We start from the raw sequence: 18,538 nt of genomic DNA, 5'->3' as shown, positions 1-18,538 counted from the left end.
CAAGAATGGCGGCGACGGTCGGCCGCGTAAGCCTTGCAGGAAACGAACGCCGGCGCCTGACGGGCAGGCGAGGGATGCGCCGTCAGGGCTGGTGTTGGCCGTCGGCCTGCGGATAGGTTTACCGCTATGCAGTTCGACACCAAGATCGCGGTCGTGATCCGCACCGACCTGGAAGTCTGGCAGAAGCTCAACGTGGCGTCGTTTCTCGCCGGTGGCATCGCCGCTTCCTTTCCCGAATGTATCGGCGAGAATTATGAGGACGGCTCGGGGACGAGGTATCTCTCCCTGATCGGCCAGCCGATCCTGATCTACGGCGCCGACCGTGCGCAGCTGTCACGCGCCCTGGAGCGCGCGCTGGCGCGCGACGTGAAGCCTGCGCTCTACACCGAGGACATGTTCAAGACCACGCACGACGCCGCCAACCGCGAGGTCGTGAAGGCGGTGGCGCGCACCGAGCTCAATCTGGTCGGCCTCGCCATCCGCGCCGAGCGCAAGGTGGCCGACAAGATCCTCGATGGGCTGAAGTTTCATACATAGCGCGACACCGCTTCCCGCCGTCATTCCGGGGCGACGCGCAGCGTCGAGCCCCGGAATCCATTCATCCAGGAGTTCTGCGGCTCAATGGATTCCGGGCTCTCGCTTCGCGAGCCCCGGAATGACGAAGAACGTGCGGTGATTTGATCGCGCTCAAGCCGGCGAACAGCAACCTTTCGTAAGGGAACGCGCTATCCTTCAGCGAATTGACAATGACTGACCAGTCAGTCATAATGTGGTCATGGCAAAGCGCACCGAAAGAACGACCCGCACCAAGCCCGCCAAACGCCCGGCCACGATCCGGGCTGCCGCGGCGAGGATCCCGAAAGTGGCTTCGGCGAAGCTGCCCGAGGCGAGGCCGCCGGCGAACCGCGCCGAGAAATCGGCGGAGCGGCGCGCTGCGATCGTCGAGGCGGCGATGGATGAGTTCATCGCGCGCGGTTACGCCGCGACGCGGCTCGACGATGTCGCCAAGCGGGCCGGCGTCGCCAAGGGCACGCTCTATCTCTACTTCAAGGACAAGGAGACGATGTTCGAGGAGCTGATCCGCACCGCGCTGGTGCCGCTGATCAGCCGCATGACGGCACTGCCCACCATCACCGGTCCGGTGCGCGACGCGGTGGAGGGGTTTGCCGAGACCTTCATCCGCGAGGTCGTGTCGACCAGGCGCGGCGACATCATCCGTCTGATCGTCTCGGAAGGGCCGCGCTTTCCGGCGATCGCCGATTTCTATTTCCGCGAGGTGGTGTCGAAGGGCCTGACCGGCATGAAGGCGCTGGTCCAGCTCGCGATCACGCGCGGCGAGATCAAGCAGCGCGAGCTCGGCGAGTTTCCCCAGCTGGTCGTTGCGCCCGCGATCGTCGCGGTGATCTGGCAGAGCCTGTTCGCCCGGCACGCGCCGCTCGACGGGCTCGCGATGTTCAAGGTTCATCTCGACTTGATCTTCGGCGAACGGAGGAAGACATGACCGCGCCGCGCATGATGAAGCTGATCACGGTCGCCGCCCTGGCGGTGGCGCTCGCCGGATGCAAGGAGACGCGCGATCCAGGCTTCCAGGGCTGGGTCGAGGCCGACATGATCTTCGTCAGCCCCGACGAATCCGGCCGCGTCATCAAGCTCAACGTGCGCGAAGGCGACGAGGTCAAGCCGGGCGAGCTGCTTTATTCGGTCGACGACGATCTGCAGCGCGCCGATCTCAACCAGAACAACGCCACGCTCGCCAACGCGCAGCAGAGCTACGACCGCGCCGCCTCGCTGCGCGGCACCGGCGCCGGCACCCAGGCCAACCTCGATTCCGCGGTCTCGGCGCTGCGCGTCGCCGAGGCGCGCGTCGTCACCTCACAGACCCGGCTCGACCGCCGCAAGGGTTTTGCGCCGATCGCGGGCTCGATCCAGCAGATCTATTTCCGCGAGGGCGAGATGGTGCAGGCGCAACGCCCGGTGCTGTCGATCATGCCGCCCGGCAACATGAAGCTGCGCTTCTTCGTGCCGGAAACCGAGTTGCCGAAGCTTGCGCTCGGCGACCAGGTGCGGGTGACCTGCGATAATTGCGCCGCCGATCTCACCGCGAAGATCTACTTCATCGCCACCACGGCGGAATACACGCCGCCGGTGATCTACAGCCTCGATGAGCGCAACAAGCTGGTCTATTTGATCCAGGCGCGGCCGAGCCGGCCCGATGTGCTGAGAGTTGGCCAGCCGATCAGCGTCTATCTCAATCCCAAGACCCCCGTGGCGGACCGCAGATGAACGGCGGCCAAACCAGTGCGCCCGGTATTGCCATAGATGTGAAGGGCCTGACCAAATCGTTCGGCGGTCGCGAAGTGGTCCATGACCTGTCGATGCAGGTCAAGCGCGGCTCGATCTACGGCTTCCTCGGTCCGAACGGCAGCGGCAAGACCACGACCATCCGCATCCTGTGCGGCCTCTTGACGCCCGACAGCGGCGAGGGCACCTGCCTCGGCTACGACATCCGGCGCGATGCCGACAAGATCAAGCGCAAGGTCGGCTACATGACGCAGCGCTTCAGCCTCTACCAGGATCTGTCGGTGCGCGAGAATCTGGAGTTCGTCGCGCGGCTCTATGGCATGCCGGACCCGCGCGGCGCCGCGGCCGACATGATCGCGCGGATCGGGCTGAAGGGCCGCGAGGAGCAGCTCGCCGGCGAATTGTCCGGCGGCTGGAAGCAACGGCTGGCGCTCGGCGCCTGCACGCTGCCCAATCCGCAATTGCTGCTGCTGGATGAGCCGACCGCCGGCGTCGATCCCAAGGCGCGGCGCGATTTCTGGAACGAGATCCATGCGCTCGCCGCCGAAGGCCTCACCGTGCTGGTCTCGACACATTACATGGACGAGGCCGAGCGCTGTCACGAGATCGCCTACATCGCCTACGGCCATCTGCTTGCCCACGGCACGGTGGACGAGGTGATCGCGGCCTCCGCGCTGTCGACCTGGACGGTGACGGGCGAGGATTTCAACGGGCTGATGGCCGAGCTGACCGGTAAGCCCGGCGTCGACATGGTGGCGCCGTTCGGCACCAGCCTGCATGTCTCCGGCCGGGACAAGGCGGCGCTCGAGGCTGCGATCGCACCCTACCGCCACAGTTCGAAGTGGCGTTGGCAGCCGAGCGAGCCGTCGCTCGAGGACGTCTTCATCGACCTGATGGGGCGCTCCAAGGACAACTTCCAGGGATAGTGTCATGAGTGCAACGGATACGATCCGGATTGGCGAAGAGAGGGAGCCGGCGTTCGGCTTCTGGCGCCGCAGCTACGCGATGCTGGTCAAGGAATTCATCCAGCTTCGCCGCGATCGCGTGTCCTTCGCCATGATCATCATCATTCCGGTGATGCAGCTGCTGTTGTTCGGTTACGCCATCAACACCACGCCGCGGCATCTGCCGACCGCGGTGCTGCTTCAGGAAGATACCGACCTCGGACGCTCGATCCTGAAGGCGATGGAGAACACCGCCTATTTCCGCTTCACGCGCGAGGTGCACACCGTCGAGCAGCTCGACGAGCTGCTGCAGTCGGGCAAGGTGCTGTTCGGCGTCGAGATCCCGCGCGGCTTCGAGCGCGCGGTGCGGCGCGGCGACAAGCCGGCGCTCCTGGTCGCGGCCGATGCCACCGACCCGGTCGCGGCGGGCTCGGCGCTCGGCGCGCTCGGGCCGTTGGTGCAGGGCGCGCTGGCACACGACCTGCACATCGGTGATCCGCCCGAAATGCCGTTCGAGATCCGCGCCCATGCCCGCTACAATCCGGCGGCGGAATCGCGCCTCAACATCGTGCCCGGCCTGGTCGGGACCATTCTCACCATGACCATGCTGATCTTCACCGCGCTGTCGGTGACACGCGAGATCGAGCGCGGCACCATGGAAAGCCTGCTGTCGATGCCGATCAAGCCGGTCGAGGTGATGTTCGGCAAGATCATCCCCTACGTGATGGTTGGCTTCATCCAGGCCGGGCTGATCATCGGCATCGGCGTGCTGCTGTTCGGCGTACCGGTGCTCGGCAGCCTCACATTGCTGGGGCTGCTCACCACGCTGTTCATCACCACCAATCTGTCGATCGGCTATACGTTTTCGACCATCGTGCAGAACCAGCTGCAAGCGATGCAGCTCTCGATGATGTTCTTCCTGCCTAGCATCCTGCTGTCCGGCTTCATGTTTCCGTTCGCCGGCATGCCGGTGTGGGCGCAATATATCGGCGAGGTCCTGCCGCTGACCCATTTCATTCGCATCGTCCGTGCCATCATGCTGAAAGGCGCGGCGATGCCGAACCTGCAATACGACACCATCGCGCTGGCTGCCCTGATGCTGTTCGCCATGACCGTCGCCGTGACGCGCTTCCGCCGCACGCTTGATTGAGGCTAATATAAGCAAGGAGTCATTCTGGCATGGTGACCGGAGCGATGACGATGGCTGGCTGGTGGAGCGGCGAAAAGACAACGCAGGACACGACGGTCTCTGCCGACTTCCACCACGCCCTGATGCAGGAGGTGATGGCCACCGAGCTGCTTCGCATCAAGGTGCTGATCGGCATTGCCCTGGCATTCTCGGCGCTCACATCCGTGATCTACTTCACGGCTCCGGACGCGCTGGTCCGGGTGTGGCACGGCAATTTCAAGCCGTCCTATCTCTACTCCGTCATTACGCCGTTCATCCTGTTCGAATTGTGGGTGCATGGCGCGATCAGCTGGTACAGGAGGCAGGGGCGCGACCTGCCGATCATCAGGCGCTATGTCGGCGCTCTGATCGAGACGTCGATGCCAACCGTCGCGCTCGCCCTGCATATCGACAGCATGGGGCCGGTTGCGGCACTCGGCTGGGTCGCGCCGATGGTCTATTTCATTTTCATCATCGCCTCGACCCTGCGGCTGGACTTCTGGCTGTCGACCTTCACCGGCTTCGTGGCGGCCTCGGAGCTGTTCTGGATGGCGATGTATTATCGCCCAGAGGGAACGCTCGACCCCGAGCCGGATTTTTTCTACCACTGCGCGCGCAGCGCCGTGGTCCTGATTGCCGGCGTGCTTGCGGGGACTGTCGGCCTGCAGATGCGGCGGCAGTTCGCGGCCAGCATCGCGGCTGCCACAGCGCGCGATCGCATCACCAATCTGTTCGGCCAGCACGTCTCGCCGCAGGTGGTCGAGCGTCTGATGACGGAGGGCGCCTCGACCGCGAGCGACATCCGCCGTGTGGCAGTGATGTTCGTCGATTTTCGCAGCTTCACGGCCGGGGCGCGCTCGCGGTCGCCGCAGGAGGTGGTGGATCGGCTCGATGGCGCCTTTGCCGTATTGGTCGAGATTCTCGATCGCCATGGCGGCATCGTGAACAAGTTTCTCGGCGACGGCTTCCTCGCGCTGTTCGGCGCGCCGTTCGAAACCGGCGATGCCGCGCATCAGGCGGTCGCCGCCGCGCGCGAGATGCTGGCCGCCAATGAGCGCACCAACGCGGGCTCGAGCTGGCCGCTGCGCATCGGCATCGGCATCCATATCGGCGAGGTCGTCGCCGGCAATATCGGCTCGCCGCGGCGCAAGGAATACACCGTCATCGGCGACACCGTGAACTTTGCCGCGCGGCTCGAGGCGCTCAACAAGGAGCTCGGCTCGCAATTCCTGATTTCTTCCGCGGTGCGCGAAGCGCTCGGCGATGAGTGCAGGGACGCGGTCTCGCGCGGCGAGATCCCGGTGCGGGGCTACGAGCATCCGGTGCCGGTCTGGCAATTGGGGTAGGGCACCGCATCTGATCGCATAAAGGTAGATTGGTAGTGATTGACGCGATGTCCTTTACTCATATAGATGACTATATGAGTTCAGCCCTCGACGATCGACTGCCGCGCTACCAGCGTCTCCGCGACGATCTCGCGGCGCGCATCAACCGCAATGAATGGCGTCCCGGGGACCTGATCCCTTCCGAGGCCGAGCTCGGTGCGTATTACGGCGTCGCGATCGGCACCGTGCGCAAGGCGATCGATCAGCTGGTCAGCGATGGCGTGCTGGAGCGTCAGCAGGGCCGCGGCACCTTCGTGCGCCGCGCGCGGTTCAACTCCTCGCTGTTCCGCTTCTTCCGCTTCCAGTCCGAAAGCGGCGAGCGCCGCGTGCCGCAGAGCCGCATCCTGCGCCGCAAGGCGATGCCGGCGACCACGGCGGTGGCCTCGGCGTTGCGTATCTCGGTCGGCGAGCCCGTGATCAGCCTGTCGCGGCTGCGGCTGATCGACGACGTGCCGCTGCTCGCGGAAGAGATCTGGCTGCAGCGATCGCGCTTCGAGGCGATCGTCGCGCTCGACACGGCTGAATTCGGCGACTTGCTCTATCCGCTCTACGAGGATCGCTGCGGCCAGGTCGTGGTCTCGGCCGATGAAGTCCTCACCGTCGAGATCGCGACCGAGATGCAATCGCGCCTGCTGCGACTGGAGGCCAACGCGCCGCTGATCGTGATCGAGCGCCTGGCCTTCGACCTGGAGCGGCGGCCGATCGAGTGGCGCCGCTCGCGCGGCCCGGCGGATCGTTTCCGCTACCACGCCGAGATCAGATGACCGCGACGATCAATTAAAAACAACACAAGACATCTCAGGGAGGAATGATGGCAAACTGGTATAGCGAATGTTCGCCGCTCGAGCGGCGCACCTTCTGGGCAAGCTTTGGCGGCTGGGGCCTCGACGCACTCGACGTCCAGATGTTCAGCCTCGCCATTCCGGCGCTGATCACCGCATTCGCCATCAGCAAGGCCGACGCGGGCCTGCTCGGCTCGGTGACGCTGTTCTTCGGCGCATTCGGCGGCTGGCTCGGCGGCGCACTCGGCGATCGCTTCGGGCGGGTGAAGGCGCTGCAGATCACGGTCGCGACCTTTGCGCTCGCGACCTTCGCCTCGGCCTTCGCGATGAACTACAGCCAACTCGTGGTGCTGAAGGCCATTCAGGGCGTCGGCTTCGGCGCCGAGTGGGCCTGCGGCGCGGTGCTGATGGCGGAGATCATCCGCGCCGAGCATCGCGGCAAGGCGCTCGGCGCCGTGCAGAGCGCGTGGGCGGTCGGCTGGGGCGCGGCGGTGCTGCTCTCGGCCCTGGTGTTTACCTATGCGCCGGCCGACATCGCCTGGCGCATCCTGTTTGCGGTCGGCCTGATCCCGGCGCTCTTGATCCTGTATATCCGCCGCGGATTGAAGGAGCCGCCGCGTGCCGCATCGCGCACAGCCGAGCCGCCGTTCTTCGCGACGCTCGCCGGAATCTTCCACCGCGACGTGCTGCGCTCGACCCTGATCGGCGGCCTGTTCGGCATCGGCGCCCATGGCGGCTATGCGGCGCTGACGACATTCCTGCCGACTTACTTGCGCGAAGTGCGGCATCTATCGGTGCTCGGCTCCAGCGCCTATCTCGCCGTGATCATCGTCGCCTTCTTCTGCGGCTGCGTGGTCTCCGGGATCATCAGCGACCGAATCGGCCGGCGCGCCAATGTGACGCTGTTCGCCGCCGCCTGCGTCGTGACGGTGCTGGTCTACATCTTCGCGCCCCTGTCCAATTCGCAGATGCTGGTGCTCGGCTTTCCCTTGGGCTTCTTCTCGGCGGGCATTCCGGCCAGCATGGCGGCGCTGTTCAGCGAGCTTTATCCGGCAGGCGTGCGCGGCACCGGTGTCGGCTTCTGCTACAATTTCGGCCGCATCGTCTCGGCGGCGTTTCCGTTCCTGGTCGGCTATCTCAGCGATCACATCGGCCTTGGTGCCGCGATCGGGATCGACGCGGCTTTCGCCTATTCGCTGGTGCTGGTCGCCGTGCTGATGCTGCCGGAAACCCGCGGCAAGGTTTTCGAGCAGGCCACCGCTGCGCGCGCGTGATGATGGGGAATGATCATGACATCGTACGAACATGGCTTGACGCGGCGCCGGTTTGCCGCGGGGATGATTGCCGCGCTGTCGGCCGGCGGATTGGCGAGCAAGGTGAGGGCTGAGGTGCCGAAACTGGCGATCGATACCCACGCCCACGTCTTTCATCGCGGGCTGAAGCTCGCGCCGGGCCGCCGGTACGCGCCCGACTACGACGCGCCGCTCGCGCTCTATCTGCAGCAGCTCGACCAGAACGGCATCACCAATGGCGTGCTGGTGCAGCCGAGCTTTCTCGGCACCGACAATTCCTATCTTGTGGAGTGCCTGAAGGCGACCAACGGCCGGCTGCGCGGCATCGCCGTGGTCGATCCCACGGTTCCGGCGGAAGCGCTTCGTGAGCTCGATCGTGCCGGTGTCGCCGGCATCCGTCTCAATCTGGTCGGCCAGACGCTGCCCGATCTGACATCGGGCGAGTGGACGGCGCTGCTCGGAGAGATCCGGACGCTCGACTGGCAGGTCGAGATCCAGCGCAATGCCAGCGATCTCGCAACGTTGGCGCCGAAGCTGCTCGACCAGGGCGTGAAGGTCGTGTTCGATCACTTCGCCTTGCCCGATCCGAAGCTCGGCATCGACGATCCCGGCTTCCAGTCGGTGCTCAAGCTCGGCACAACGCGCAATGTCTGGGTCAAGATATCGGCGCCTTATCGCAACGGCGCGGCCGGCGAGGCGTTCGCGAAGCAGGCCTATCCGCTGCTGCGCAACGCCTACGGCGTCGATCGGCTGCTGTGGGGCAGCGACTGGCCGCACACGCAATTCGAGTCAACACAGAATTACGCGAAGAACCGCAAATTCCTCGACGAGCTCGTCACCGATGCCGATGAACGCGCGCGCGTGCTCGCATCGCCGCGGGAATTGTTTCGGTTCTAGGCATGATCCGGAAAAGTGCGAAGCGGTTTTTCCGAAGAGGATCATGCTCAAACAAGGCGCGCGCGATTGTACCGAGTGCTCTGACGGGCGTCGTTGCGGCTATGCTACGATGACGCCATCGGTCGCAGATGACCGGAGCACAAGGACACGCAAGATGCAGCGGCGCTATATCACTGTCGACGTTTTCACCGACCGCGCCTTCGGCGGCAATCCGCTCGCCGTGGTGCTCGACGCCGAGGGGCTGTCGACCGCACAGATGCAGGCGATCGCAACCGAGTTCAACTATTCCGAGACGACCTTCGTGCTGCCGCCGCAGGACAAGGCCAACGACGCCAACGTTCGCATCTTCACGCCGGTCAGGGAGCTGCCGTTCGCCGGGCATCCCAACGTCGGTACGGCCTTCGTGCTGGCGCAGCTTGCCAAGGAGCCGAAGCCGCGTCTGGTGTTCGAGGAGAAGGCGGGGCTGGTGCCGGTCGACATCACGCGAGACGGCGGCAGGGTGGTTGCCACCGAGCTGACCGCGCCGCAGCCGCTGTCGCGGCTGGCGCAATTCTCCGCCTGGGAGGTCGCGAGCCTCATCTCGCTCACGGCAGACGACGTCAGGACGGATCGTCAGGCACCGCAGGTGGTTGGTGTCGGAACTCCATTCCTGGTCTTCGAGGTCGCATCGCGCGATGCGGTGCGGCGGGCAAAGCCGGATGCGGCGGCGTTCGGCCGCTTCTTCCCGCGCGACGGTGCGTTCTCCACGTATTTCTACACCCGCGACGTCCCGGCCGCGGAGGCGCCCTGCGATCTGCAGGCGCGGATGTTCTTCTCGGGATCAAGCGGCCTGATCGAGGATCCGGCCACAGGCAGTGCCACGGTTGCAGCGGCCGCGTTGCTGGCTGCGCTCGATCCGCTGCGTGACGGGGTCCTGAAGCTGACGGTCGGCCAGGGCTTCGATATGGGCCGGCCGAGTCTGCTGCTGACCCGCGTGCGCAAGCAGGACGGTGCTAACATATCGGCGCATGTCGGCGGCGCCTGTGTGCAGATGATGCAGGGGACGTTGCGCCTGGAGGGAGAAGGCTAGAGCGGGAAGAGATTCGCTCGAGCTGGACCGGCAGCGGAGGTTCACCTCTCCCTTGGGAGAAGTCGGCGCGCAGCGCCGGGTGAGGGGGGACGGTCCCTCATTGAAGCTGCGGCCCCTCACCCGCTTTGCCTCGCAAATCGACCTCTCCCCAATGGGGAGAGGTGAAGCAAGCACGCGGCGAACGCGAATCGATCTGAGTTTATTTTGCGTAGACCACCTGCGGCGCTGCGAGGTTCTCGATCTTGACGCCGTCGCGCTCCTCGATGATCTCGGCGATCCAGCGGCGGTGGCAGTGTTCGTGGTCGCGCTCGTAGCAGAGGATGCAGACCGGGCCGGACTTCTTCACCAGCGCCGACAACTCGTCGAGCTCCTCTTTGGCCTGCACTGTCTTGAGATGCGCCGAGTAGATCTTGTGCAGCAGCGCATATTGCCCGCTGCGCGCCGCCTCCCGGCCGCTCTTCGGCGTGCCGAGGCCGCGCAGATGGACGTAGCCGATGCCGCGCTCGTCGAGGCCTGCGGCGAGCTGGGTCTTGGAGAAGCCCGGCCGGCGTGAGGAGGCGACCGCGCGGACGTCGACCAGCAGCCTGACGCCGGCCTGCTCGAGCTCGTCGAGCACCGCCTTTGACGGCGTCTGCTCGTAGCCGATGGTGAACAGCCGTTTCGCCTTTGCCATCGATTGTCCCTTACTTTACCCGTTCGATCAGCTCCATCGCGCCGGCGGGCGCGCGGATCTTGCCCTCGTGGATCACATAGGCGAACACGTCGCGCGGCGCCTTCTTCGGCGCTGATTTGTCGACCTTCGGCAGGTCGTCCGGTTCGCCGCCGGCAGCCCAGTCCTGAAACCGCTTGGCCCAGGCGTCGAGCTGCTTCGGCGGATAGCAGGTCTTCAACTCGTCATTGCCCTTCTGCAGCCGAGCATAGACGAAGTCGCTGGCGACGTCGGCAATCGCCGGATATTTGCCGTGCTCGGCGAACACCACCGGCACCTCGTGCTCGCGAATGAGGGCGATGAACTCGGGCACGCAAAAGCTGTCGTGACGCACCTCGACGACATGGCGCAGCGCGCGACCGTCGAGCTTGCGCGGCAGCAATTCGAGGAACTTGCCGAAATCGGCGCCGTCGAATTTCTTGGTCGGTGCGAACTGCCACAGCACCGGGCCGAGCCGGTCCTTCAGCTCGAGCACGCCCGAATCGTAGAACCGCTTCACCGAATCGCCGGCCTCGGCGAGCACGCGGCGGTTGGTGGCGAAGCGCGGCCCCTTCAGCGAGAAGATGAAGCCGTCGGGCACTTCGCTGGCCCATTTGCGAAAGCTCTCCGGCTTCTGCGATCCGTAATAGGTGCCGTTGATCTCGATCGAGGTCAGCTTGGAGGCGGCGTAGGACAGCTCCTTCGCTTGCGTCAGCTTCTCGGGATAGAACACCCCGCGCCACGGTTCGAAGGTCCAGCCGCCGATGCCGATATAGATGTTGCCTGCGTCCGTCTTGGTCGTCTTCGTGTCTGTCTTGGTCGCCTTGGTGGGAGCTTTGGCCACGACTGCACTCATCGTGAGGAGGGAAGGGAATAGAGAGTAGTCAAAATAATCGTGATTGGCCAGTTTGCCAGATTGGCGTGGCAGTGCTTATCGTGACCGCAAGCGTTGGCTAGGATGCCGAAAAACGGGAGAACAACAATGCGCATGCTGGTTGCGGCCGCCCTCTTGATCACGTCTTCCGCGGCCATATCGTCTACTGCAATGGCAGACGAGGTCGACGATGCGCACAAGCTCGCGATCACCGGCCGCGACGCCTACTGGAATTGTCTCGCCCGCGAATATCCCCGCGACAGCAACAAGGCGATGTCCGACCAGGAGTTCACTGCGCTGATCGCCAATGTCTGTCCTTCGGAGCGGCAGAACTTCCGGGTGTCGCTGATCGACTTCCTGTCGCTGCAATTTCCGAAGCAGGATGCCGACGCCAACCTGTCCACCGCGAACCGCGCGATCGAGCTGGCGCAGAAGGACATCGTGATCGCCTTCGTCAGGCGCAGGGCAGCGGCGAAATAGGTTCCCGAATCCTGTTGCGGCCGGCCGATTTTTGATATCAATCCGCGCAGGCTAAGGGGATGACGGGATGAACTCACGATCGACGGCAGGCTTCTTGGGCGCAGTGGTCGCAGCCATCGCGCTGGCGGCGGCGTTCATCTACGGGCCGTCGCCGAGCCAGCTCCGTAACCCGACCAAGCCCGCCGCGATGCAGCCGCAGGCGGCTCCCGCCGCGGAGGCTGCGCAGGCGGCCCCGGCGCCGCGCGGCCCGGTGATCCGGGAAGTCCCGAACAACTAGCCTTTGTGCAGACTGCCCCTTGCGAACCGCATGGGGGCTTCCTATCTGGATCATAACGGCGACGTTGCAGCTTAAGGGCTCCGGCGCTGGGACGACCACGGCAATGTCGGCTGCGCCGGATGTACGCGCGCCCCTTTGTTCGTGGTCGTTGGCATTTTCGGGGGTATTCTGCCCCGTTTTCCCGCTTTCCGAGACCGCGTTTGGGCCGGCCCGCCTTGGCAGCGGGGGAGGCTGCCGCTATACGCTGGCGCTCATGAACGACGCCATCAAGCTCAGCCCCGAAACCTCGTCGCAAGCGGCCAGTCTGCCGCAGCTTTCGGTGGTGGTCCCGACCTTCAACGAACGCGACAATGTCACGGTGTTGTACCGCCGGCTGGACGCGATCCTGAAGGACGTGTCCTGGGAAGTCATCTTCGTCGACGACAATTCGCCTGACGGAACCTGGGACGTGGTGCGCGCGCTGGCGCGGAAGGATTCGCGCGTGCGCTGCATCCGCCGAATCGGCCGGCGTGGCCTGTCGGGTGCCTGCATTGAGGGCATCCTGGCATCGAGCGCGCCTTACGCCGCCGTCATGGACGCGGACCTGCAGCATGACGAGACCCAGCTCCCGAAGATGCTGGGACTGCTGCAGAGCGGCGAGGCCGAGCTCGTGGTCGGCAGCCGCTACATCGAGGGCTACAAGGCCGACGGCTTCAACAAGCAGCGCGCCGGCGCCAGCGCCTTCGCCACCGAGATCGCGCGCCGCGCGCTGAAGGTCGAGGTCGCCGATCCCATGAGCGGCTTCTTCATGATCCGCCGGGACCGCTTCGAGCAGCTCGCGCCGCAGCTCTCGACCCAGGGCTTCAAGATCCTGCTCGACGTCGTCGCGACGGCGGAGGGCAAGCTGCGCACCGTCGAGATTCCCTACACTTTCGGCGCCCGCCAGCATGGCGAGAGCAAGCTCGACTCGATGGTTGCGCTCGACTTCCTCGGCCTCGTGCTGGCGAAACTGACCAACGACCTGATCTCGCTGCGCTTCATCCTGTTCGCCGCGGTCGGCGGGCTCGGCCTGCTGGTGCATCTCACGGTGCTGTTCATCGCGCTGGAACTGTTCAAGGCGCCATTCCCGGAGGCCCAGGCCGCCGGTGCGATCGTGGCGATGACCAGCAACTTCATCCTCAACAATTTCCTGACCTACCGCGACCAGCGGCTGAAGGGTATTGGCATCCTGCGCGGCCTGCTGCTGTTCTATCTGGTCTGCAGCGTCGGCCTGCTCGCCAATGTCGGCGTCGCGTTCTCGGTCTACGACCAGGAGCCGATCTGGTGGCTTGCGGGCGCGGCCGGCGCGCTGATGGGCGTGGTGTGGAACTACGCGATGTCCGGGCTGTTCGTCTGGCGCAAGCGATGACGGCGGCATGAACGCGAACGAGGCGCGGCCGGCCCGGAACACCGCGCTCGCGGTGTGCGCGCTGGTGGTGTTGCGGCTGGCCGCCGCGGCATGGACGCCGCTGACCTTCGACGAAGCCTATTACTGGATGTGGTCGAAGTTGCTCGCCGGCGGCTATTACGACCATCCGCCGATGGTTGCGGTGGTGATCCGGCTCGGCACCATGATCGCCGGCGATACGCCGTTCGGCGTGCGCCTGGTGTCGATCCTGCTCGCATTGCCGATGAGCTGGGCGATCTACCGCGCGGCCGCGATCCTGTTCGGTGGCCAGCGCATCGCTGCGAGCGCGACGATCCTGCTCAACGTCACGCTGATGGCCGCCGTCGGCACGCTGATCGTGACGCCGGATGCGCCGCTGCTGGTTGCGTCCAGCTTCCTGCTGTACGCGCTTGCGAAGGTGCTGGAGAGCGGCCGCGGCGCCTGGTGGCTTGCGGTCGGCGCCAGCGCCGGCATGGCGCTGCTGTCGAAATACACCGCGCTGTTTTTCGGTCCCGCGATCCTGATCTGGCTTGCCGTCGTGCCGAAGCTGCGGCGCTGGTATCTCTCGCTTTGGCTCTATCTTGGCGGCCTGGTCGCGGCCGGCCTGTTCGCGCCGGTCATCCTCTGGAATGCCGATCATCAATGGGTGTCGTTCATCAAGCAGATGGGCCGCGCCCGGATCGAGGATTTCCGGCCGAACTACATCGCCGAGCTGATCCCGACGCAGTTTGCGTTCGCGACGCCGCTGGTGTTCATCCTCGGCGTGATGGGCCTCTATGCATTGTACCGGCGCCGCGCCGGCGCGATGCCGGCACGCGTGCTGGTCAACACCATGTTCTGGACCATCGTCGTCTACTTCACCTGGCACGCGCTGCATGCGCGGGTCGAAGCCAACTGGTTCGCGCCGGTCTATCCGGCCTTCGCGGTAGCGGCCGCGGTCGCCGCGATCCAGGTGCAGTGGGCGCCGCGCGAGCAGCGCACGATCGATTTCTGCCGTCGCTGGGCTGCGCCCACCGGCGTGGTGCTGTTCGCGCTGCTGATCGTGCAGGCCAACACCGGCATGCTCTCGGGTTACCGTCGCGACGCCACCGTGCGCAGCGTCGGCGTCGGCTGGCGGGAGCTCGCGGATGAAATCGAGGCGGCGCGGGTGCGGGCGGGCGCGACCTGCGTGCTGGCGCCGGACTACGGCACCACCGGCTGGCTGGCCTTCTATCTCCCCAAGGGCACCTGCGTCGCCCAGCAGGGCCAGCGCATTCGCTGGATCAACATGGGCGAGCCGAGCCCGGCGCAGCTGTCCGGCAAGCTGCTCTATGTGCACGAGGTCGAGCAGGAGATGCCGGCCTCGGTGCGCGACAATTTCGCTCATGTCGAAACGGTGGCCGAGGTCAAGCGCTTACGCGGGCCCTTGGTGATCGAGACCTATGCGCTCGATCTGCTTGATGGCGCCAAGGGCGAGGTCTTTGACCGCTCGCCGCCGCCGGAACTGCAGTGAGAGATGGTTTTTGTCCGATCCCCGCGTCTTCACGGGGTGATCGGCAAGGAAATTCTCTCTTGAATTTATTCCGCTGAGCTGCGCTGGAGCAGGGTGCCGAAATGTCCCATCATGGGACAGAAAAGCCGCTTTAGCGGTCCAATGTCATCTTAAAAAAGCCCTACGCCACAGGCACTTCCCGCGCTGCAGGGGATCACATCCGGTTAAGTCGCATTTAACTAAAAGGCGCCTTAATGGCCGTCTGTGCCCCCGCGCGACGTTGAGCCGAACTCCGTTCGACCACGCGTCGAGTGAGGGACAAAGGTGGACCTGTTTTGAGCGCCGGGTGTATGGGTACGAGTGCGAGTGCGTATGTTCTTGAGGCGCCAAGCCGCAAGAAATCCTCCAAAAAAATCCTCCCTCAGCATTTCCTCGGCAGCGCCGCGGTGGCGGGGCTGGTGCTTGGCTGCGCCTGGACGGTCTACGCCAACATCTTTGCCGCGAACGTCTATCCGTCGGTTGGCAATGCGTCGTTCGATGCGCCTGTCGTGAAGCGGCCGGTCGCCGCTGCCGCGCGGCCGGCACCGGCGTTTAACGAGGTGTTCGCGTCCCTGACGCCGGCACCGGCGGCGCCCGCAAAGACTGAGGTTGCCAAGACTGAGGTTGCAAAGACCGAGGTCGCGACGTCGGAAGCCCTGGCCCCGTCACTCATGTTTAACGATCGGTTTGCGGCCGCCACGCCGGAGGGCGTCGCATCCAGCGTGGTGGCTGACGCCGCTCCGCAGATCGACCCGATCAAGCAGGCCGCTGCACCCAAGGTCGTTGCGACGGCGAGGGCGGTGGCGACCGCGGAGCTCGCCGAGACATCGAAGCCGCTGCCAGCCCCGAAATCGGTCGAGACCGCCAAGAAGCAAGCCGCCGCCAATCTGCAGGTGGCGCTCAACGATCCCACCGTCAACGTTCAGCCCAAGGGCGTTGAGGCGAAGCCGGCCGAAGCCAAGCAGGCCGCGAAATCCGGCGGCGTCCGCGACATGGCCGCGCGCGCCAAGGCCGCGGTGATGTCGATCGCATCGAGCGAGCGGCAGACCATGGTCGAGAAGCTGTGGGGCAAACGCGAGTCGAGCGGCGGGCTGCTGTCGTTTGCCTCCGCCGATGCCAACGTCACCGGCAGCATTCCCTCGACGCTGGACCAGAACCCGATGCTCGGCGGCTCGCCGCCCTATGACCGCCAGACCGCGGTGTACGACATCTCGGCGAAGACCGTGTATCTGCCCGACGGCACGCGCCTCGAGGCGCATTCGGGTCTCGGCTCGCGGCTCGACGATCCCCGATCCTCGCATCTGAAGATGGTCGGCGTGACGCCGCCGCACATTTACGAACTCAAGCCGCGCGAGGCGCTGTTCCACGGCGTGCCGGCACTGCGGCTCAATCCGATCGGCGGCGAGGGCAAGATCTTCAACCGCGACGGCCTGCTCGCGCACACCTTCATGCTCGGTCCGAACGGCGACTCCAACGGTTGCGTCTCGTTCAAGGACTACTACGCGTTCCTCGACGCCTACCGCAACAAGGGCATCCGCCGCCTCGCGGTGCTCGCGCGGATCCAGTAGGCGCATTCTGCGCCAGGGGGCTTGCCCCTTGGCTTGTCCGCTCGCGGCCAACTATCCTCGGCAGCGTATCAGCGCGTCGAGCGTGGAATTCCAAGCGACCGGATCGATCGGCGTGGTCAGGCCAAAGCGCGCCTCGATCGCCTCCGATAGCATGCATCAAATTCCGCGTCGCTGGAACTGGCCTGTCGATTGTTGCTATACTGCGGCGACCAGATCACCGGTCGAAAACGCAATGCATCCTGCTCCGCTCATCGAAACCCCGCCGCCGATCACGACCCAAGCGTTCGGCGATGGGGCAGCCGCGGTTGCCCGTCTCGAAGAGATCTACGAGCGCAACACCGGCTTCCTGCGCAATCGCTTCGAGGCCTATGTCAACGGCGTGCCCTTCACGACGCGGGTCCGCGCGCATTATCCCTTCGTCCGCATCACGACCTCGTCGCATGCGAGGCTCGATTCGCGGCTTGCCTACGGCTTCGTCGCGGGGCCCGGCATCCATGAGACCAGCATCACGCGGCCGGACATCTTCCGGACCTACCTCACCGAGCAGATCGGGCTGCTGATCAAGAACCATGGCGTGGCGGTCGAGATCGGCGAGTCCGGCGAGCCGATCCCGATTCATTTCGCCTACCGGCGCGACATCAATATCGAGGCGGCGCTGACCGTTGCCGACAGCTCGGCGTTCACGCGATCGCTGCGCGACATCTTCGATACGCCTGATCTCGCGGCGATGGACGATGCGATCGCCGACGGCACGTTCGAGCTGACGCCGGGGACGCCCGAGCCGCTGGCCCTGTTCCGCGCCGCGCGGGTCGATTACTCGCTGCGCCGGCTCTACCACTACACCGGCACCGACCCCGAGCATTTCCAGAATTTCGTGATCTTCACCAACTACCAGTTCTATGTCGACGCCTTCGCGCAATCGAGCCTGCAACGGCTCGCGGCGGGCGAGGAAGGGATCGAAGCCTTCGTCGCGCCCGGCAATGTGATCACGCGCAACGCGCTGGCCGGCGGCGGCACTACGGGGGCGGCATCGGAGCGCACCCCGCAGATGCCGGCGTTTCATCTCGTCGAGTCCGGCTATCGCGGCATCACCCTGATCAATATCGGGATCGGTCCGTCGAACGCGCGCAACATCACCGATCACGTTGCGGTGCTGCGGCCGCATGCCTGGCTGATGATCGGGCATTGCGCGGGCCTCCGCAACACGCAGCGGCTCGGCGACTACGTGCTGGCTCATGGCTATGTCCGCGAGGATCACGTGCTCGATCACGAGCTGCCGCTCTGGGTGCCGATCCCCGCATTGGCGGAAATGCAGGTCGCGCTCGAGGAGGCGGTCGGCGAGGTGACCGGGCTCACCGGTTTCGAGCTCAAGCGGCTGATGCGGACGGGCACGGTCGCCAGCGTCGACAACCGCAACTGGGAGATCAGCGGACCGCAGGTGATCCGGCGGATGTCACAGTCGCGCTCCATCGCGCTCGACATGGAATCGGCGACGATCGCCGCCAACGGCTATCGCTTCCGGGTGCCCTACGGTACGCTGCTGTGCGTCTCCGACAAGCCGCTGCATGGCGAGATCAAGCTCGCGGGCATGGCCAGCGAGTTCTATCGCCAGCGCGTCGGCCAGCATCTCCAGATCGGCCTCAAGGCGCTGGAGCGGCTCAAGCAGCAGGAATCCGAGCGGCTGCATTCGCGCAAGCTGCGCAGCTTCGCCGAGGTCGCGTTTCAGTAGAGCGGCAGGGTGCAGGTGACCTGATGGCATAGTTGCGCGTAGAAGACGAGGCGGCTCTACAACGTGCCGTAACTTCGCAGACGGCCTGAAGCCGACAAATCCAATGGTTGAGCCGGTCCGGAATAACGGGTGAGTTGGATGGGGCCTTGGCAGCTTGGGATTGACTATT

Annotated in this window: 18 protein-coding genes; 16 read left to right on the top strand and 2 right to left on the bottom strand. The window is 65.2% G+C overall.

What is annotated here, in order from left to right; translation table 11 throughout:
• Nucleotides 1–126 precede the first annotated feature (126 nt).
• From JQ507_20990 to JQ507_20945, 10 genes are all read left to right on the top strand, one after another.
• On the top strand, nt 127–537 hold the full coding sequence (locus JQ507_20990) for a DUF2000 family protein (protein ID QRI67449.1): 411 nt from the start codon (nt 127–129) through the stop codon (nt 535–537).
• A 238-nt stretch (nt 538–775) separates the two neighbouring features.
• Nucleotides 776–1,501 (top strand): TetR/AcrR family transcriptional regulator, encoded by a 726-nt coding sequence (locus JQ507_20985; GenBank protein ID QRI67448.1) that lies wholly within the window; start codon nt 776–778, stop codon nt 1,499–1,501.
• Complete coding sequence (locus tag JQ507_20980; GenBank protein QRI67447.1) at nt 1,498–2,283, top strand: efflux RND transporter periplasmic adaptor subunit; 786 nt, start codon at nt 1,498–1,500, stop codon at nt 2,281–2,283. The genes JQ507_20985 and JQ507_20980 overlap by 4 nt, the downstream gene beginning before the upstream one ends.
• A complete protein-coding gene (locus JQ507_20975) occupies nt 2,280–3,227 on the top strand; it encodes an ABC transporter ATP-binding protein (protein QRI67446.1) in 948 nt (315 codons plus the stop codon). The genes JQ507_20980 and JQ507_20975 overlap by 4 nt, the downstream gene beginning before the upstream one ends.
• Nucleotides 3,228–3,231: 4 nt before the next feature.
• Nucleotides 3,232–4,395 carry an ABC transporter permease gene (locus tag JQ507_20970; GenBank protein QRI67445.1) on the top strand — a complete coding sequence of 388 codons (1,164 nt, stop codon included), beginning with the start codon at nt 3,232–3,234 and terminating at the stop codon, nt 4,393–4,395.
• A 44-nt stretch (nt 4,396–4,439) separates the two neighbouring features.
• Nucleotides 4,440–5,759 (top strand): adenylate/guanylate cyclase domain-containing protein, encoded by a 1,320-nt coding sequence (locus JQ507_20965; protein QRI73444.1) that lies wholly within the window; start codon nt 4,440–4,442, stop codon nt 5,757–5,759.
• 74 nt (nt 5,760–5,833) lie between these two features.
• Nucleotides 5,834–6,562 (top strand): GntR family transcriptional regulator, encoded by a 729-nt coding sequence (locus JQ507_20960; protein ID QRI67444.1) that lies wholly within the window; start codon nt 5,834–5,836, stop codon nt 6,560–6,562.
• Nucleotides 6,563–6,609: 47 nt separating this feature from the next.
• Nucleotides 6,610–7,854: an MFS transporter gene (locus tag JQ507_20955; GenBank protein ID QRI67443.1), complete on the top strand. Its 1,245-nt coding sequence runs from the start codon at nt 6,610–6,612 to the stop codon at nt 7,852–7,854.
• A 15-nt stretch (nt 7,855–7,869) separates the two neighbouring features.
• Nucleotides 7,870–8,769 carry an amidohydrolase family protein gene (locus tag JQ507_20950; GenBank protein QRI67442.1) on the top strand — a complete coding sequence of 300 codons (900 nt, stop codon included), beginning with the start codon at nt 7,870–7,872 and terminating at the stop codon, nt 8,767–8,769.
• Nucleotides 8,770–8,923: 154 nt separating this feature from the next.
• Nucleotides 8,924–9,838, top strand: a complete 915-nt coding sequence (locus tag JQ507_20945) for a PhzF family phenazine biosynthesis protein (protein QRI67441.1) — start codon at nt 8,924–8,926, stop codon at nt 9,836–9,838.
• Nucleotides 9,839–10,037: 199 nt separating this feature from the next.
• Here JQ507_20945 and JQ507_20940 read toward each other — a convergent pair whose 3' ends face one another.
• Nucleotides 10,038–10,511 carry a DUF488 domain-containing protein gene (locus JQ507_20940; GenBank protein QRI67440.1) on the bottom strand — a complete coding sequence of 158 codons (474 nt, stop codon included), beginning with the start codon at nt 10,509–10,511 and terminating at the stop codon, nt 10,038–10,040.
• A gap of 10 nt (nt 10,512–10,521) precedes the next feature.
• Nucleotides 10,522–11,370, bottom strand: a complete 849-nt coding sequence (locus JQ507_20935; protein QRI67439.1) for a DUF72 domain-containing protein — start codon at nt 11,368–11,370, stop codon at nt 10,522–10,524.
• A gap of 138 nt (nt 11,371–11,508) precedes the next feature.
• On the opposite strand from JQ507_20935, the gene JQ507_20930 reads away from it, so the two are divergent.
• From JQ507_20930 to JQ507_20905, 6 genes are all read left to right on the top strand, one after another.
• Entirely contained in the window at nt 11,509–11,880 is a 372-nt protein-coding gene (locus tag JQ507_20930; protein ID QRI67438.1) for a hypothetical protein, read from the top strand.
• Between the two features lie 67 nt (nt 11,881–11,947).
• On the top strand, nt 11,948–12,157 hold the full coding sequence (locus tag JQ507_20925) for a hypothetical protein (GenBank protein QRI67437.1): 210 nt from the start codon (nt 11,948–11,950) through the stop codon (nt 12,155–12,157).
• 253 nt (nt 12,158–12,410) lie between these two features.
• On the top strand, nt 12,411–13,544 hold the full coding sequence (locus JQ507_20920) for a glycosyltransferase family 2 protein (protein QRI67436.1): 1,134 nt from the start codon (nt 12,411–12,413) through the stop codon (nt 13,542–13,544).
• A gap of 7 nt (nt 13,545–13,551) precedes the next feature.
• The gene (locus JQ507_20915) at nt 13,552–15,054 is read left to right on the top strand and encodes a glycosyltransferase family 39 protein (GenBank protein ID QRI67435.1); all 1,503 of its coding nucleotides are present in this window, start codon (nt 13,552–13,554) and stop codon (nt 15,052–15,054) included.
• Nucleotides 15,055–15,446: 392 nt separating this feature from the next.
• Nucleotides 15,447–16,640: a DUF2778 domain-containing protein gene (locus JQ507_20910; GenBank protein ID QRI73443.1), complete on the top strand. Its 1,194-nt coding sequence runs from the start codon at nt 15,447–15,449 to the stop codon at nt 16,638–16,640.
• A 232-nt stretch (nt 16,641–16,872) separates the two neighbouring features.
• A complete protein-coding gene (locus JQ507_20905) occupies nt 16,873–18,369 on the top strand; it encodes an AMP nucleosidase (GenBank protein QRI67434.1) in 1,497 nt (498 codons plus the stop codon).
• Nucleotides 18,370–18,538 lie beyond the last annotated feature (169 nt).

The sequence above is a fragment of the Bradyrhizobium sp. PSBB068 genome (assembly GCA_016839165.1).
Classification (GTDB): domain Bacteria; phylum Pseudomonadota; class Alphaproteobacteria; order Rhizobiales; family Xanthobacteraceae; genus Bradyrhizobium.
The sequence above is the reverse complement of the archived record's forward strand: the minus strand, read 5'-3'. Positions and strand labels throughout refer to the sequence as shown.

Excerpts from the sequence above, each read along its gene's own strand:
- JQ507_20990 (QRI67449.1), top strand. The coding sequence starts at position 127 with ATGCAGTTCGACACCAAGATCGCGGTCGTGATCCGCACCGACCTGGAA.
- JQ507_20985 (QRI67448.1), top strand. The coding sequence starts at position 776 with ATGGCAAAGCGCACCGAAAGAACGACCCGCACCAAGCCCGCCAAACGC.
- JQ507_20980 (QRI67447.1), top strand. The coding sequence starts at position 1,498 with ATGACCGCGCCGCGCATGATGAAGCTGATCACGGTCGCCGCCCTGGCG.
- JQ507_20975 (QRI67446.1), top strand. The coding sequence starts at position 2,280 with ATGAACGGCGGCCAAACCAGTGCGCCCGGTATTGCCATAGATGTGAAG.
- JQ507_20970 (QRI67445.1), top strand. The coding sequence starts at position 3,232 with ATGAGTGCAACGGATACGATCCGGATTGGCGAAGAGAGGGAGCCGGCG.
- JQ507_20965 (QRI73444.1), top strand. The coding sequence starts at position 4,440 with ATGACGATGGCTGGCTGGTGGAGCGGCGAAAAGACAACGCAGGACACG.
- JQ507_20960 (QRI67444.1), top strand. The coding sequence starts at position 5,834 with ATGAGTTCAGCCCTCGACGATCGACTGCCGCGCTACCAGCGTCTCCGC.
- JQ507_20955 (QRI67443.1), top strand. The coding sequence starts at position 6,610 with ATGGCAAACTGGTATAGCGAATGTTCGCCGCTCGAGCGGCGCACCTTC.
- JQ507_20950 (QRI67442.1), top strand. The coding sequence starts at position 7,870 with ATGACATCGTACGAACATGGCTTGACGCGGCGCCGGTTTGCCGCGGGG.
- JQ507_20945 (QRI67441.1), top strand. The coding sequence starts at position 8,924 with ATGCAGCGGCGCTATATCACTGTCGACGTTTTCACCGACCGCGCCTTC.
- JQ507_20940 (QRI67440.1), bottom strand. The coding sequence starts at position 10,511 with ATGGCAAAGGCGAAACGGCTGTTCACCATCGGCTACGAGCAGACGCCG.
- JQ507_20930 (QRI67438.1), top strand. The coding sequence starts at position 11,509 with ATGCGCATGCTGGTTGCGGCCGCCCTCTTGATCACGTCTTCCGCGGCC.
- JQ507_20925 (QRI67437.1), top strand. The coding sequence starts at position 11,948 with ATGAACTCACGATCGACGGCAGGCTTCTTGGGCGCAGTGGTCGCAGCC.
- JQ507_20920 (QRI67436.1), top strand. The coding sequence starts at position 12,411 with ATGAACGACGCCATCAAGCTCAGCCCCGAAACCTCGTCGCAAGCGGCC.
- JQ507_20915 (QRI67435.1), top strand. The coding sequence starts at position 13,552 with ATGAACGCGAACGAGGCGCGGCCGGCCCGGAACACCGCGCTCGCGGTG.
- JQ507_20905 (QRI67434.1), top strand. The coding sequence starts at position 16,873 with ATGCATCCTGCTCCGCTCATCGAAACCCCGCCGCCGATCACGACCCAA.